This window comes from Pantoea cypripedii (genome assembly GCF_002095535.1).
Taxonomy (GTDB): Bacteria; Pseudomonadota; Gammaproteobacteria; order Enterobacterales; family Enterobacteriaceae; genus Pantoea; species Pantoea cypripedii.
In genome coordinates, this window is record NZ_MLJI01000001.1 from 1,187,089 (window position 1) to 1,203,094 (window position 16,006).

The 16,006-nt window shown below is 54.9% G+C and carries 16 protein-coding genes; 1 reads left to right on the forward strand and 15 read right to left on the reverse strand.

The genetic code is table 11. The features are described from left to right. Positions 1–22 precede the first annotated feature (22 nt). The 6 genes from rlmH to leuS all read right to left on the reverse strand — a co-directional run bounded on the left by rlmH (position 23) and on the right by leuS (position 5,837). Positions 23–493 carry a 23S rRNA (pseudouridine(1915)-N(3))-methyltransferase RlmH gene (rlmH, locus tag HA50_RS05385; RefSeq protein ID WP_084873413.1) on the reverse strand — a complete coding sequence of 157 codons (471 nt, stop codon included), beginning with the start codon at positions 491–493 and terminating at the stop codon, positions 23–25. Positions 494–496: 3 nt separating this feature from the next. After that, on the reverse strand, positions 497–814 hold the full coding sequence (rsfS, locus tag HA50_RS05390; RefSeq protein ID WP_084873416.1) for a ribosome silencing factor: 318 nt from the start codon (positions 812–814) through the stop codon (positions 497–499). Between the two features lie 161 nt (positions 815–975). Beyond that, on the reverse strand, positions 976–1,620 hold the full coding sequence (gene nadD, locus HA50_RS05395; RefSeq protein ID WP_084873419.1) for a nicotinate-nucleotide adenylyltransferase: 645 nt from the start codon (positions 1,618–1,620) through the stop codon (positions 976–978). Next, positions 1,613–2,644, reverse strand: a complete 1,032-nt coding sequence (gene holA / locus HA50_RS05400) for a DNA polymerase III subunit delta (RefSeq protein WP_084873422.1) — start codon at positions 2,642–2,644, stop codon at positions 1,613–1,615. The genes nadD and holA overlap by 8 nt, the downstream gene beginning before the upstream one ends. After that, positions 2,641–3,240, reverse strand: a complete 600-nt coding sequence (lptE, locus tag HA50_RS05405) for an LPS assembly lipoprotein LptE (protein WP_084873425.1) — start codon at positions 3,238–3,240, stop codon at positions 2,641–2,643. The genes holA and lptE overlap by 4 nt, the downstream gene beginning before the upstream one ends. 14 nt (positions 3,241–3,254) lie before the next feature. Further along, positions 3,255–5,837: a leucine--tRNA ligase gene (gene leuS, locus HA50_RS05410; RefSeq protein ID WP_084873428.1), complete on the reverse strand. Its 2,583-nt coding sequence runs from the start codon at positions 5,835–5,837 to the stop codon at positions 3,255–3,257. 214 nt (positions 5,838–6,051) lie between these two features. On the opposite strand from leuS, the gene HA50_RS05415 reads away from it, so the two are divergent. Continuing rightward, positions 6,052–6,534: a zinc ribbon-containing protein gene (locus HA50_RS05415; RefSeq protein WP_084873431.1), complete on the forward strand. Its 483-nt coding sequence runs from the start codon at positions 6,052–6,054 to the stop codon at positions 6,532–6,534. A gap of 79 nt (positions 6,535–6,613) precedes the next feature. Here HA50_RS05415 and HA50_RS05420 read toward each other — a convergent pair whose 3' ends face one another. From HA50_RS05420 to miaB, 9 genes are all read right to left on the reverse strand, one after another. Beyond that, the gene (locus HA50_RS05420) at positions 6,614–7,339 is read right to left on the reverse strand and encodes an amino acid ABC transporter ATP-binding protein (protein WP_084873434.1); all 726 of its coding nucleotides are present in this window, start codon (positions 7,337–7,339) and stop codon (positions 6,614–6,616) included. Beyond that, complete coding sequence (gene gltK / locus HA50_RS05425; RefSeq protein WP_084873437.1) at positions 7,340–8,017, reverse strand: glutamate/aspartate ABC transporter permease GltK; 678 nt, start codon at positions 8,015–8,017, stop codon at positions 7,340–7,342. Further along, on the reverse strand, positions 8,017–8,757 hold the full coding sequence (locus HA50_RS05430; protein WP_084873440.1) for an amino acid ABC transporter permease: 741 nt from the start codon (positions 8,755–8,757) through the stop codon (positions 8,017–8,019). The genes gltK and HA50_RS05430 overlap by 1 nt, the downstream gene beginning before the upstream one ends. 166 nt (positions 8,758–8,923) lie before the next feature. Beyond that, on the reverse strand, positions 8,924–9,817 hold the full coding sequence (locus HA50_RS05435) for an amino acid ABC transporter substrate-binding protein (protein ID WP_084873443.1): 894 nt from the start codon (positions 9,815–9,817) through the stop codon (positions 8,924–8,926). A 438-nt stretch (positions 9,818–10,255) separates the two neighbouring features. Beyond that, entirely contained in the window at positions 10,256–11,782 is a 1,527-nt protein-coding gene (lnt, locus tag HA50_RS05440; RefSeq protein WP_084878360.1) for an apolipoprotein N-acyltransferase, read from the reverse strand. A 4-nt stretch (positions 11,783–11,786) separates the two neighbouring features. After that, positions 11,787–12,668 carry a CNNM family magnesium/cobalt transport protein CorC gene (gene corC / locus HA50_RS05445; protein WP_084873446.1) on the reverse strand — a complete coding sequence of 294 codons (882 nt, stop codon included), beginning with the start codon at positions 12,666–12,668 and terminating at the stop codon, positions 11,787–11,789. 82 nt (positions 12,669–12,750) lie between these two features. Continuing rightward, positions 12,751–13,224, reverse strand: a complete 474-nt coding sequence (gene ybeY, locus HA50_RS05450; RefSeq protein WP_084873449.1) for an rRNA maturation RNase YbeY — start codon at positions 13,222–13,224, stop codon at positions 12,751–12,753. Next, a complete protein-coding gene (locus HA50_RS05455; RefSeq protein ID WP_084873452.1) occupies positions 13,221–14,285 on the reverse strand; it encodes a PhoH family protein in 1,065 nt (354 codons plus the stop codon). Before HA50_RS05455 ends, ybeY begins: the two co-directional genes overlap by 4 nt. Positions 14,286–14,492: 207 nt before the next feature. Next, the gene (miaB, locus tag HA50_RS05460) at positions 14,493–15,917 is read right to left on the reverse strand and encodes a tRNA (N6-isopentenyl adenosine(37)-C2)-methylthiotransferase MiaB (RefSeq protein ID WP_084873454.1); all 1,425 of its coding nucleotides are present in this window, start codon (positions 15,915–15,917) and stop codon (positions 14,493–14,495) included. Positions 15,918–16,006: the final 89 nt, after the last annotated feature.

A 16,006-nucleotide genomic window follows, 5' to 3' on the forward strand; every position in this document is an offset into this window, starting at 1 on the left:
ATGTCCGGGGTTGGCCTGGCGTTTATTCACGGTGATAAGGATGATTGGCGGTGATGCTCCAGGCACGGTACAGGCTCTCGGCCACCAGCACACGTACCAGCGGATGTGGCAGCGTCAGGGCCGACAGCGACCAGCTCTGTTCTGCCGCCGCCTTACAGGCAGGCGACAGGCCTTCAGGCCCGCCGATCAACAGGCTGACATCGCGGCCATCCTGCTTCCAGCGTTCCAGCTGCTGTGCCAGCTGCGGGGTTTCCCACGGTTGCCCGGGAATATCCAGCGTCACAATGCGGTTACCTTTGCCCACGGCCGCCAGCATCGCTTCACCTTCTTTTTCAAGAATGCGTTTGATGTCAGCGTTTTTGCCGCGTTTACCTGCTGGCACTTCGGTCAGTTCCAGCGGCATATCTTTAGGGAAACGGCGCAGATACTCGGTGAAACCGGTCTGAACCCAATCCGGCATTTTGGTGCCGACGGCCACAAGCTGCAATTTCACCGCTTAGCTCCAGAGCTTTTCCAGCTCATACAGCTGACGGCTGTCTTCCTGCATGACGTGCACAATCACGTCACCCAGATCGACCACCACCCAATCGGCTGCCGCTTTACCTTCAACGCCTAATGGCTTCAGGCCCGCAGCGCGTGACTCCTGCATGACATGGTCAGCAATTGAGGTCACATGACGGGTTGAGGTGCCGGTGCAGATAATCATGCAATCGGTGATGCTGGATTTGCCCTGAACGTCAAGCGCGACGATATCCTGGCCTTTGAGATCATCAATCTTATCAATAACGAACTCTTGGAGTGCTTTACCTTGCAAAAGGTTCCCCTTAAATCAGGTGATTACGGGCAGGCTGAATGCCCTGGAAACGCAGCCAAAAATGAAGCGGCGCAGTATAGCATGCCGCGATTGGTCGCGATATATACCCGTTATACATCAAATTGCAGGAGCGTTAACTGTCAGCGAGCCTGCAAGCCGAATTATTTAAGGTATAAGCCTGCGCGATCGATATAGTCGATGACCGCCGCAGGCAGTAAATCCGCGCAGGACTCGCCCTGTAAGCGACGCTGGCGGATCTCGGTGGCTGAAATATCAAAAAGCGGCGTATCGGCCAGCCAGATAAGGCCAGCCGGAAGGCGATGCAGTTGTTGCACATCGCGCGCGAGATGCTGATCCAGCCACTGCTGCATCTCAGGGGTGTCCATTTGCGCCGGATAAGCCGGGCGTTTGCACACCAGCAAATGACACAGCGACAACAAATCCTGCCAGCGGTGCCATTTGGCTAACGTTAGCAGAGAATCCTGGCCAATGATAAACCCCAGGGGCTGCTGATCACCACGTTGCGCACGCAATGCTTCCAGCGTTGCCACCGTCCATGACGGCGTTTCCCGCTCCAGCTCGCGCGTATCGATATCAAACAACGGGCGGTCTGCAATGGCACAGTGCAGCATGGCGACGCGCTGTTGCGCACTGGCCTGGGGTTGCGGGCGATGCGGTGGCACATTGTTCGGCAGCAGCGTCACCTTTTTCAGGCCGATCTGTTGCGCCAGTGCTTCGACCGGACGCAAATGTCCATAATGGATGGGATCAAAGGTGCCGCCGAACAGGGCGTCAAGTTCAGACATCAGCAAAGCTCATCGGGAAATCACGGTGGCAGAGCAGCAGGGACAGGGTCTCCAGCTGCGGCCACAGGTTTTGACCGTAGTCCTGTTTCAGCGACAGCTCCAGCTCCGCCAGCAAATGAACCGCACGTTGTAAACGACGGGCATCCAGCCGTTGCAATGCCTCCATAAACAGCGCACGGCGGTTCTGCCAGATACGTTGTTGATCCATCAGCGTGCGCAGCGGTTGCCGGGCCTGATGGCGTTGCAGATGCAGTAACGTCAGCAGATCGCGTTGCAGGCTGCGCAGCAGGATCACCACTTCGCTGTCTTCCTTCTCCAGCTGATGCAGGATATGCAGGGCGCGCTTACTTTTGCCCGCCAGCAGGGCATCAACCCAGTGGAAAGGCGTAAAGTGGGCGGCATCATTGACCGCTTCTTCGACCCGAGGCAGGGTGAGTTTGCCATCCGGCCATAACAACGAAAGGCGTTCCAGCGCCTGAGCCAGCGCCAGCAGGTTGCCTTCATAACAGTAGCAAAGCAGCTGGATGGCGGCATCATCGACGCTCAACTTCATAGCTTTGGCGCGATTTGCCACCCAGCGTGGCAACTGGGCCTGTTCCGGGGTCTGGCAGGGTACCAGCACGGCCTGCGCACTCAGCGCTTTAAACCAGGCGCTGTTTTCCTGCGCTTTGGTCAGCTTCGCCATGCGCAGCACCAGCAGGATATCGCTGTGCAGCAGGCTGGCAAGTTTGACCAGCTGCTCGGCCATGGCGGCGTTCGGGCCATTTTCCGGGAATTGCAGCGTCAGTGTCTGACGTTGGGTAAACAGGCTGAGTGACTGGCAGCTGGCAAACAGGTCGTCCCAGCTGGTTTGTGCATCCAGTGTGACGCTGAAATGCTCTTCGAAGCCCTGAGCCGTTGACGCGGTGCGAATGGCGTCAGCGCTTTCCTGAATCAGCAGCGGTTCATTGCCGGTGAGAAAATAACAGGCGCGCAGCCCCTCACGGAGTTGCGCGCTGAGTTGTTCAGGATAGATCCTGATCATTGCAGGCTGGTAGCTGACGAGGAAGGTGCTTCCGGTGCGCTTTCACCGGGTAAGATCGTCTCAGGCTGCGGCAGTGTATCTTTGTTGCTTTCCTGCGCCGCATGCACCACCAGTAGCTTACGCACCAACTGTTCGGCGGCACGCTGACGCATCTCCTGCATGATCTTGTCCTGCTCGGCATCCTTCGCCAGGGCGGCGTTCGGGTTGTCGAAGAAAGAACGATACACAGTGGTGCTGATCGGGTAGATACCTTTACCTGGCAGCAGTACCTGCGCCGATACTGACATCACCAGTGAGTATTCAGCGGTGGTGCCGCTGATAAACACCGAAGCAGTATCGCGGCTAAAGCCTTCGCCGCCGAGACGCAACGTCGGAATGTTGTTACGCGTCTCTTTGGTGTCATCAACAATGCGCACGTTATTGAGGCGCAGCTGCTGACGAACGGTGCGCGCCAGTGGACCATAAGGGTCGCCAGTGGAGACGATCAGCGTTTTCATTTCGGCGGGCACCTGAGTGGTGCCGCGCGGATGAAAACCACAGCCAGCGGTGATCATCACCGCCAGCAGGACAAACAGCCTGATTATCAGTTGTCGCACAGTTCCTCCTGAACTTAACCTACGACCAGGTTAAGCAGTTTGCCGGGGACATAAATCACTTTACGAATGGTGACGCCTTCCAGATATTTCGCCACCAGATGCTCCTGCGCGGCACGCGCCTGCACCTGCTCCTGGGTTGCATCGGGCGCAACGGTGATTTTGCCGCGCACTTTGCCATTAACCTGAACCACTACCAGCAGTGAATCTTCAACCATAGCGGCTTCGTCTGCAAGCGGCCAGCTGGCGTCATCAACACTGCCTTCACCGCCCAGCGCTTCCCACAGTACGTAGCAGGTATGCGGAGTGAACGGATACAGCAGACGGGTGACGGCAATCAACGCTTCCTGCAGCAGCGCGCGATCCTGGTCGCTGTCCTGCGGGGCGCGGATCAGTTTGTTCATCAGCTCCATAATCGCGGCAATCGCGGTATTGAAGGTCTGACGACGGCCAATATCATCCGCCACTTTGGCGATGGTTTTGTGCAGATCGCGACGCAGCGCTTTCTGATCATCGTTCAGCGCGTTGACATCCAGCGCGGTGGTCGCGCCTTTTGCAACGTGCTCGTAAGCCAGTTTCCACACACGTTTCAGGAAGCGGTTTGCCCCTTCCACGCCTGATTCCTGCCACTCCAGCGTCATTTCCGCCGGGGAAGCAAACATCATGAACAGACGAACGGTATCGGCACCGTAACGTTCTACCATCAACTGCGGGTCGATGCCGTTGTTTTTTGACTTCGACATTTTGCTCATGCCCGCGTACACCACTTCGCGGCCCTGATTATCAATGGCTTTGACGATACGACCTTTTTCGTCACGCTCTACGCTGACGTCTACCGGAGACACCCAGTTACGCTCGCCGTTAGCGCCGACGTAGTAGAAGGCATCCGCCAGTACCATGCCCTGACACAGCAGACGTTTGGCTGGCTCATCAGAATTTACCAGGCCTGCATCACGCAGCAGCTTATGATAGAAGCGGAAATACATCAGGTGCATGATGGCGTGTTCGATACCACCCACATACTGATCAACCGGCAGCCAGTAGTTTGCTGCAGCCGGATCCAGCATGCCTTCATTGTAGTTAGCGCAGGTATAGCGCGCGTAGTACCAGGAGGACTCCATAAAGGTGTCAAAGGTATCGGTTTCACGCAGCGCAGGCTGGCCGTTCACGGTGGTTTTTGCCCACTCCGGGTCAGCTTTGATCGGGCTGGTAATACCGTCCATCACCACGTCTTCTGGCAGGATCACCGGCAGTTGATCTTCCGGCGTTGGCATCACGGTGCCATCTTCCAGCGTCACCATCGGGATCGGTGCGCCCCAGTAACGCTGACGGGAGACACCCCAGTCGCGCAGACGGTAGTTCACTTTACGCACGCCAACGCCTTTGGCAGCCAGTGCGTCAGCGATCGCGTTAAAGCCAGCTTCGTGGCTGAGACCGTTGTAGTCGCCGGAGTTGAACAGCGCGCCTTTTTCGGTCATCGCTGCGGCGCTGATATCTGGCTCGGTGCCGTCGAGGTTCAGGATCACTGGTTTGATCGGCAGAGAGTATTTAGTGGCAAATTCCCAGTCGCGCTGGTCATGGCCCGGAACCGCCATCACCGCACCGGTGCCGTATTCCATCAACACAAAGTTGGCGACCCATACCGGGATCTCTTCGCCGGTCAGCGGATGGATAACGTGCAGGCCGGTGGCCATGCCTTTTTTCTCCATCGTCGCCATATCGGCTTCGGCTACTTTGGTGTTGCGGCATTCGTCGATGAAGTCAGACAGCGCCGGATTGGTCGCTGCGGCCTGCTGTGCCAGCGGGTGACCTGCGGCGACGGCAACATAGGTGGCACCCAGGAAGGTATCCGGACGGGTGGTGTAGACCGTGACTTTTTCTGCGCTGAAGGCCACGTCAAAGGTGATTTCCACGCCTTCTGAGCGACCAATCCAGTTGCGCTGCATGGTTTTAACCTGCTCAGGCCAGTCTTCCAGCTTGTCGAGGTCGTTCAGCAGTTCTTCGGCGTAATCGGTGATTTTTACGAACCACTGCGGGATCTCTTTGCGCTCAACTTTGGTGTCGCAACGCCAGCAGCAGCCGTCGATAACCTGCTCGTTCGCCAGCACTGTCAGGTCATTCGGGCACCAGTTAACCGCAGAGGTCTTCTTGTAAACCAGACCTTTTTCATACAGTTTGGTGAAGAACCATTGTTCCCAGCGATAGTATTCAGGCTGGCAGGTCGCCAGTTCACGGCTCCAGTCATAGCCAAAACCCAGCAGTTTAAGCTGGTTTTTCATGTACTGAATGTTGTCGTAAGTCCAGGGAGCTGGAGCGGTATTGTTTTTTACCGCTGCGCCTTCAGCAGGCAGACCAAACGCATCCCAGCCGATCGGCTGCAGCACGTTTTTACCCAGCATACGCTGGTAGCGGGCAATCACATCACCGATGGTGTAGTTACGCACATGGCCCATGTGCAGGCGGCCGGAAGGATAGGGTAGCATAGAGAGGCAGTAGTATTTCTCTTTGCCTTCCTGCTCGGTCACTTTAAAGGTTTCATTTTCGTCCCAGTGCTGCTGGACGCGGGATTCTATCTCTTCCGGGCGGTATTGCTCTTGCATGGCTGCCTGTGGTCCTTAATGAATATCGCACTTAGCGTACTTTTAGATCCGCATAGCATACCCATAAGGTAGCCCCTCAACAACACTTCACGCCTTTGCCTGGGCGATTTCTGCCGAATGCGCCGCCGTATTCACCCTTTTGCGATTTCCCCCGCGACCTGACTCGCAAGTGACTAAACTTAATCAGAGCATTCGCAGCAGAAAGGAGAACAAAATGAATAACGTGGCGCAGGTATATCGTGCAACGGTAGCGGCATTAACCCAGCGGCTGGAACGCGGTGAACGTGATATTGATGCGCTGGTCGCCAGTGCGCGTTTGCGGCTGCTGGCACAGCAGGATTTAACCTCGGACCAGGTCGACGAAGTGTTACATGCCGTCAGGCGAGATTTGCAGGAATTTGCCCTTAGCTATGAAGAGTCTTCCAGCGTGCTGGGCGATTCGGTGTTTATGCGGGTGATTCGCGAGAGTATCTGGAAGGAGCTGGCGGATATCACCGATAAGAGTCAGCTGGAATGGCGCGAGGTGTTTCAGGATCTGCGTCATCACGGTGTCTATCAAAGCGGCGAAGTCGTGGGGCTGGGAAACCTGGTGTGTGAGAAGTGTCAGTTTACCCGCGCTATTTATACCCCGGAAACCTTAACCCGTTGCCCGGAATGTGGGCACGATCATTTCCAGCGCCAGCCGTTTGAACCCTAAAAAACATCGGGCAGCATTGCTGCCCGATACCATGTTTTGCGCTCATGATTGCGCGATAAATCGCGCCGCTACAGGTTATTTAATGCAAGATCTTCGCGAGGAAGTCTTTGGCGCGATCCGACTGCGGATTGTTGAAGAAATCGTCCTTATTGGTGTCTTCAACAATTTTGCCTTCATCCATAAAGATCACGCGGTTAGCCACTTTGCGCGCAAAGCCCATTTCATGGGTCACCACCATCATGGTCATGCCTTCCTGTGCCAGTTCCACCATCACATCCAGCACTTCGTTGATCATTTCCGGGTCAAGCGCGGAGGTCGGTTCATCGAACAGCATCGCCACCGGGTCCATGCACAGCGCACGGGCAATCGCCACACGCTGCTGCTGACCACCAGAGAGCTGGCCAGGGAATTTATCCGCATGGGCAGATAAGCCCACGCGCGCCAGCAGTTTCAGGCCTTTTTCCCGCGCCAGCTTTTTGTCACGCTTCAGCACTTTCACCTGCGCCAGGGTCAGGTTGTCAACGATGCTCAGATGCGGGAACAGTTCGAAATGCTGGAACACCATCCCGACCTTGCTGCGTAACTGTGCGAGGTTGGTTTTTTTGTCGTTAACTTCGATGCCCGTAACCTGAATGCTACCCTGCTGAATCGGCTCCAGGCCATTTACCGTTTTGATCAGCGTTGATTTACCGGAACCCGATGGACCGCACACCACCACCACTTCACCGGTTTTGACTTCGGTGGAGCAATCGGTCAGCACCTGAAAGTGCCCGTACCACTTAGAAACATTTTTCAGGCTAATCATTTAAACCGTCCTTTTTCTTTTCAGATAGCTAACCAACAGCGAGGCGCTCAGGCTGATGACAAAGTAAACCAGGCCCGCAAACAAAACCATTTCGACCTGGGTACCGTCACGCTCACCAATGGTTGAAGCGGTACGGAAGAAATCAGCCAGGCTGAGGACATAAACCAGCGAGGTATCCTGAAACAGGACAATCCCCTGAGTGAGCAACAGCGGCACCATGGCACGAAACGCCTGCGGCAGGATCACCAGTTGCATCGATTGCCAGTGGGTCATACCCAGTGCCAGCGCGGCATTGGACTGACCGCGCGCGATACTGATGATGCCGGCGCGGATAATCTCCGAATAGTACGCGGCTTCAAACAGCGAAAAGGCCACCATCGCCGAGATCAGACGGATATCGGTTTTCGGCGACAATCCCAGCACCTGCTGCAGAAAGCTCGGTACCACCAGGTAGAACCACAGCAGCACCATGACCAGCGGCACGGAACGGAACAGGTTCACGTACAGTTTGGCAAACCAGCGGATTGGGGCGAAGGAGGACAGGCGCATTACCGCCAGAATGGTGCCCCAGATGATGCCGAACACCACGGCAGTGACGGTGATTTTGAGCGTAATCACCATACCTTCCAGCAGGAAGGGCAGGCTGGGAGGAATTGAACTCCAGTCAAAATCGTACATTATTTCCCTCCCACATTGCCGGGCAGACGCACTTTACGTTCTACCAGACTCATGAGCAGCATGATCACCACGTTGATACCAATGTAGGCCAGGGTGATGGCGGTGAAAGATTCATAGGCGTGTGCCGAGTAATCCAGCAGCTTACCGGCCTGTGCAGCCATATCCACCAGGCCGATGGTGGAGGCGATGGCCGAGTTTTTCACCAGGTTAAGCATCTCCGACGTCATCGGCGGCACAATCACGCGATAGGCGTTCGGCAACAACACATAGCGGTACGTTTGCGGCAGGGTCAGGCCCATCGCCAGACCAGCATTTTTCTGCCCGCGCGGCAATGACTGAATTGCGGCACGTACCTGTTCAGACACGCGTGCGCCGGTGAATAGCCCAAGGCAAATCACCGACGAAGAGAAGAATTGGATGTTGGGATCCAGCTCCGATTTAAACCACATACCGAGGCTCTGCCCCACCAGTTCTGGCGCCACCAGATACCAGAAGAAGAACTGCACAATCAGTGGGATATTACGAAATAACTCCACGTAGCAGGTGCCGAGGGTGGAAAGCCAGCGATTAGGCGCGGTACGCAGAATGCCAAAGAAGGAACCTACGAAGAAAGCGATAATCCAGGCGCAGCAGGAGACGGCAATAGTCACCTGAAAACCGGACCACAGCCAGCCGAGATAGGTCGTATTGCCGAACGGGGCCTGTTGTAAAAAGATGCCCCAGTTCCAGTCGATACCCATAATAGCTCCGGTAAAAAAAGGGTAGCTGAGCTTCAGCTACCCAGAAGATTGATGAACGGTGTCTTGTTTACTCTTTACAGGGGAACGACCTGAGAGAGTCTGTCTGTCCGCACCGCGTTTTCAGCAATCGAGAGGGCAGCGGGGCTGCCCTTGTTGTCGTTGTTAGTTAGAGTGCTTTATCGTTCGGTGATTTGAACAGCGCTTTCATATCGTCTGACAGTTCAAAGTTCATGTTCAGATTTTTCGGCGGGATCGGCTGTTTAAACCAGGTATCAAACCATTTAGCGGCTTCACCTGAGGTCTGGGCTTTTACGATGGTGTCGTCAACCAGCGTTTTGAACTGCGGGTCTTCTTTACGCATCATACAGCCGTAAGCTTCTTTGGATTGCGGCGTGCCAAGGATTTCCCAGTCACCCGGTTTCTTCGCTTTGGCTCGTTCGCCCGCCAGCAGCGCGTCATCCATCATAAAGGCAACAGCGCGACCAGTTTCCAGGGTACGGAAGGAATCACCGTGGTCCTTGGCGCTGATGATGCGCATATCCATTTTTTTCTCGTCATTCAGCTTATGCAGCAGAACTTCAGAGGTGGTACCTGAAGTCACAACCACGGTTTTGCCTTTCAGATCGGGAAAATCATGGATCGGGCCGCCTTTTTTCACCATCAGACGGGTGCCGATGACAAAGATGGTGTCAGAGAAAGCCGCCTGTTGCTGACGCTCCAGGTTATTGGTGGTAGAACCACACTCAAAGTCGTATGTGCCGTTTTGCAGCAACGGAATACGGTTTTGCGAGGTGATCGGCAGCATTTTTACCTGCAGATCAGGTTTGTTCAGTTTGGCTTTAATCGCAGCAACAATCGCATTGGAGTAGTCCTGTGAATAGCCCACAACTTTTTGCTGATTATCGTAATAAGAAAAGGGAACTGATGATTCACGGTGCCCAACGACAATCACGCCGCTGTCGTTAATCTTTTTCAGGGTGCCAGCGAGATCTTCCGCCTGGGCCGTTCCCACTGCTGCACCTAACAGCAGAAGAGATAGTGCCACTTTGCGCATCTGCATGTTCCAACTCCTTCGTATGGATATCGCGCAGCACATTTACTACGCATATTTGTGATGTTGTGTGTATTTCCTGCTGCTTTTCTGGTTATCCCCGCACACAATGGCGCGCAGTTCAGGATTAACATAGCGAATTGTTAACACAATGAAACAGACAAGTTTCTTTTTTGCGAGCCGCGCCGCACCAATAAGAGGCAAAATTTTCCCTATGCGCAAAAATAGTGCGCATTGGCGCTTTTTTATGGTGCGTAACCCTTTGCAATGTGCTGACAAAAGCTGATGTTTACGAAAAACACTGAAATAAATAGCAATGATCGTGCCAAAGCAGTTAAAGAGTGTAAGAAACCAGCAGAGAATGCGGCAAAGCAGGGGGAAAGGGAGCGGAAAAATGCGATAAAAAAAGGCGAAGGGTGAGCTTCGCCTCAGGAAGAGAATGGCGAATCAGCGACGACGGCGGATCAGACCCAGCACCACACCCAGCAGGGTCAGCACCCACACTGGCCACACGCCGGCTTTGGCGTAAGGTGTCTCACCCGTGGTGGGGGTTACTTTCGCTGACAACACATCACGGGTGAACTGCGGCAGCATCTTCTCGACATCGCCGTTGGCATTGACCACCGCGGTAACGCCATTGTTGGTATCACGCAGTAGCGGGCGGCCCAGCTCCAGCGCGCGCATTCTTGCCATCTGGAAATGCTGCCACGGGCCGATGGAGTGACCAAACCAGGCATCGTTCGACACGGTGAGCAGGAAATTGGTGTCCGGCCGGAAATTGGCGCGTACCTGTTCTCCCAGCACGATCTCATAGCAGATGGCGCTGGTCAGGTTGTAGCCCGCCACTTTCAATTGCGGCTGAATATAGGATCCGCGGCTGAATGACGACATCGGCAAATCAAAGAACGGAGCCAGTGGCCGTAACAACTCTTCCAGCGGTACAAACTCACCAAAGGGCACCAGGTGATTCTTCTGATAACGGTTCTGGCTCTGGTAGCTGTAGGGCTGCTCGCCGCCCAGCACAATCACGGAGTTGTAATCGTGGTAGCGGTTGTCACCTTCCAGACGAGAATCGACGATACCGGTGATCAGTGAGCTGCCACGCGCGCGCAGTTCTTCATCCAGCGCATGCAGGAAGGGTTGCTGGTTGCTTTCCAAATCGGTAATGGCTGATTCCGGCCAGATAATGATCGGTGCTTTACCCATCCACGGCTGGCTGTACGAGGTGTAGATGCGCAGCGTGTTGAGCAATTGCTGCGGATCCCATTTCATCGATTGCGGAATATTGCCCTGCACCATGGCGACATCGACGCTGCGCTCCGGCAGTGGCTGATACCACTGCAACATGCGTAACGGCCACGGCAGCAGTAACAACAGAACGGCGGCAATCAGGCTTTTCACGCTGCGGTGATACAGCGCATATACCAGCAGACCGGTAATCACCATCAACAGGAAGGTGATGGTTTCCACGCCCGCCAGCGGGGCCAGTCCTTTCAGCGGACCGTCAATCTGGCTGTAGCCGAACTGCAACCACGGGAACCCCGTCAGGATCCAGCCACGCAGGAACTCGGTGATTTGCCACAACGCCGGGGCTGCCACTGCCAGACGCCACAGCGTAGCACGTGGCCACAGGCGATTAAGCAAAATGGCGAACAGCATCGGATAGAGGGACAAATATGCCGCCAGCAGCACCACCAGGAAGATGTTAACCGGTCCGGGCATCCCACCAAAGGTGGCGATGCTGACATAGACCCAGTTAATGCCGCTGCCGAACAGGCCAAAACCCCAGGCAAAACCGATGGCTGACGCCTGCGCAGTGCGACGATCCAGCAGCAGCAGTTGCAGGCCGAACAGCGAAATCAGGGCGGCGGGCCAGAAATCATAAGGGGAAAAGGAAAGGGTGCCAATGGCACCCGTTATTAACGCCAGCAACAGGCGAACCCGCTGCCGCGAGTAAAGAGAGGCTAAAGCCATAAAGTTATTCGTCATCCAGTTGGGGGAGCGGCGAGTCTTCCGGAATTTTTACATGCACCTGGATGATACGGCGGCTGTCAGACATGGCGACCTTGAATTGGTAACCATCAATTTCAATGCTTTCACCGCGCGCGGGAAGGTGGCCGAATCCCTGCATCACCAGACCGCCAATGGTATCCACTTCGTCATCGCTGAAACCGGTGCCGAACACCTCGTTGAAGTCTTCAATCGGCGTCAGCGCACGCACCGTATAGGTGTGGCGGTTTAACTGACGGATATCGCGATCTTCTTCATCGTCATATTCGTCTTCAATTTCTCCGACGATCAGTTCGAGGATGTCTTCAATGGTCACCAGACCGGACACGCCGCCAAACTCATCAATCACAATCGCCATATGGTAGCGCTGTGAACGGAACTCTTTCAGCATGCGATCGACACGCTTACTTTCTGGCACCACCACGGCGGTACGCAGTACTTTCTCCATGCTGAACGGTTCTGAGGCACTGCTCATAAAGGGCAGTAAATCCTTAGCCATCAGAATGCCTTCAACATGATCTTTATCTTCGCTGATCACCGGGAAGCGTGAATGGGCCGATTCAATGATCACCGCCAGACACTCTTCAAGGCTCTGGTTACGTTTCAGGGTGATCATTTGGGAGCGCGGGATCATGATGTCGCGCACGCGTTGTTCGGCAATATCCAGCACCCCTTCCAGCATGTCGCGGGTGTCCTGGTCGATCAGTTCTTTTTGCTCAGAATCGCGGATTAGCCCCAGCAGTTCGTCACGGTTTTTAGGTTCGCCGTGGAACAGTTGGTTGATTAACAGGGAAAAAAATCCCTTTTTACTACTGGGTGCATCGCTGTTTTGAGAATGGTCGTCGCTCATGGCGTTTTTATTAAGTTCTCTCTGGTGAGGGAAGGAAACTGCCGGCATCCGCGCCAGCAGCGTAAATACCTGAGCCAGTGGCTCAGGCGTCTTCTTTCTCCGAAATGTACGGGTCCGGATAACCAAGGGCAAGCATTATCTCGGTCTCCAGTGCTTCCATTTCTTCGGCTTCGTCATCTTCGATATGGTCATAGCCCAGCAGATGCAGCGTACCGTGGACCACCATGTGCGCCCAGTGGGCTTCTACAGTTTTCCCTTGCTCTGCGGCTTCCGCTTCCACCACCTGACGGCAAATAATCAGGTCGCCAAGCAGCGGCAGTTCGATGCCCGGTGGGGCTTCGAAAGGAAAAGACAGCACGTTAGTGGGCTTGTCTTTACCGCGATATGTCAGGTTCAGTTCATGGCTTTCCGCTTCATCAACCAGACGAATGGTGACTTCGCTCTCCGGCTGAAAAGGGGTGACTGCCGCTTCCAGCCAGCGCTGAAAAGCGGCTTCTTCGGGCAATCCCAGGCTTTCGGCACAGGCCAGTTGTAAATCAAGAATTACCGCGCTCATGAAGGCTCCTGCGGGCTGGGTTGGGTGGCGGCGAGCGCTTCACGTTTGCGCTCCTCTGCCTGTTTATCACGGCGTTTCTGGTCTGCTTCTTCCCAGGCTTCATAGGCGATAACAATGCGGGCCACAACCGGATGGCGTACCACGTCTTCGCTGTGGAAGAAGTTAAAGCTTAACTCATCCACTTCCGACAACACTTCAATCGCATGGCGCAGGCCAGACTTGGTGTGACGCGGCAGGTCAATCTGTGTAACGTCACCGGTTATCACCGCTTTTGAGTTGAAACCAATACGCGTCAGGAACATCTTCATCTGTTCAATGGTGGTGTTCTGGCTTTCATCAAGGATGATGAACGCATCATTCAGTGTACGACCACGCATATAGGCCAGAGGGGCAACTTCAATCACGTTGCGCTCCATCAGCTTTTCAACCCGTTCAAATCCGAGCATCTCGAACAGCGCGTCGTACAATGGACGCAGATAAGGATCGACTTTCTGGCTGAGATCACCTGGCAGGAAGCCGAGTTTCTCCCCGGCTTCAACCGCCGGACGCGTCAGCAGAATACGGCGAATTTCCTGGCGTTCCAGCGCATCAACTGCCGCGGCCACCGCCAGATAAGTTTTACCGGTACCCGCCGGGCCGATACCGAAGGTGATGTCGTGATCGAGAATATTGGCGATGTACTGTGCCTGGTTCGGCGTGCGGGGTTTAATCACACCACGCTTGGTCTTGATATTCACCGCTTTACCGAACTCCGGTACGCTTTCGGCGGTTTGTTCCAGTACGCGGCTTTCTTTAATCGCTAAATGGATTTGCTCTGGCTCGATATCCTGAATCTGGCCACGCACCGGTGCCGTATCGACATACAGCGTGCGCAGAATATCTGCCGCTGCGTTGACGCACAGGGTGCGGCCAACCAGTTTAAACTGGTTATCACGGCGGTTGATTTCGATCCCCAGACGCCGTTCCAGCTGTTTCACATTGTCATCAAACGGACCGCACAGGCTAAGCAGGCGGCGGTTGTCTACCGGTTCAAGGGCGATTTCACGAGTTTCGATATTCAAATGAATCCTTTGGGTCACTCAGGGCCAGTTGAAAAAATGTATCCGGCGCGCAGCAGCAGGCCATGCGCATCATTACGGAATTATTTATGGGGTAACGCCTGGGCGCAAGCATCAGGGGAGATATTTGGGCAGCACCGTCAGAATGCAAGTGCTGCCTGGGGAAACAGGCGACAGCGTTTTGTGCGCTGTCGCTCAAAGGTCGGGGTTTCAAGGCTGGAAAAGACCCACGCCGATTTCGTTTTCTTTACGCGTGCGCGCAATGACCGAAGCCGGGCTTTCCACCACACGCAGACCCATCTCGTCTTCGGTACGGACCACTTTGCCACGCAGCGAGTTGGTGTAGACATCCACGATTTCGACGTCAACAAACTTACCAATCATCGCGACAGAACCTTCGAAGTTCACCACGCGGTTGTTGGCGGTACGGCCAGACAGCTCCATCACGTTTTTACGTGAGGTGCCTTCCACCAGGATGCGCTGTACGCTACCGAGCATGCGGCGGCTGATCGCCATTGCCTGCTGGTTAATACGGTCCTGCAGGATATAGAGGCGCTGTTTCTTCTCGTCTTCCGACACGTCGTCTGGCAGGTCAGCCGCTGGCGTGCCAGGGCGAGCAGAGTAGATAAAGCTGAAGCTCATGTCGAAATTGACATCGCCAATCAGTTTCATGGTCTGCTCGAAATCCTGCTGGGTTTCCCCCGGGAATCCGATGATGAAGTCAGAACTGATCTCAATATCCGGACGCGCAACGCGCAGCTTACGGATGATCGCCTTGTATTCCAGCGCGGTGTGCGCACGCTTCATCAGCGTCAGGATGCGGTCAGCGCCGCTCTGTACCGGCAGATGCAGGAAGCTGACCAGCTCCGGCGTATCACGGTAAACCTCAATGATGTCATCCGTGAATTCAATCGGGTGGCTGGTGGTAAAACGGATGCGGTCGATGCCATCGATGGCCGCTACCAGACGCAGCAGCTCGGCAAAGGTGCAGATATCGCCGTCAAAGGTAGCGCCGCGATAGGCGTTCACGTTCTGGCCCAGCAGGTTAACTTCGCGTACGCCTTGCGCCGCTAACTGTGCAATCTCCAGCAGGATATCGTCACTCGGACGGCTGACTTCTTCGCCACGGGTGTAAGGTACCACGCAGAAGGTGCAGTATTTGTTGCAGCCTTCCATGATGGAAACGAACGCGGTTGGGCCTTCTGCGCGGGGTTCCGGCAGACGGTCAAATTTCTCGATTTCCGGGAAGCTGATGTCAACGATCGGGCTTTTGCTGCCTCGCACCGTGTTAATCATTTCTGGCAGGCGGTGCAGCGTTTGCGGACCAAACACGATATCAACGCAAGGCGCACGCTGGCGAATATGATCGCCTTCCTGTGAAGCGACGCAGCCACCGACGCCAATGATCAGGTCGGGATTATGATCTTTCAGCTTTTTCCAGCGTCCTAACTGATGGAAAACCTTCTCCTGCGCCTTCTCACGGATCGAGCAGGTGTTGAGCAGCAGAATATCTGCCTCTTCGGCTTCCTCAGTCAGGGTGTAGCCGTGGGTGCTGTTCAGCAGGTCAGCCATCTTCGATGAATCATACTCATTCATCTGACAGCCCCAGGTTTTGATATGCAGTTTTTTGGTCATCGGACTAGCCATTCAATTCAGTGCAGGTAAGTGCTGGGCGCGTATTGTAATGCTTTGCTGCTGTTGTGACCAGTATAAGGGTAAGGGCT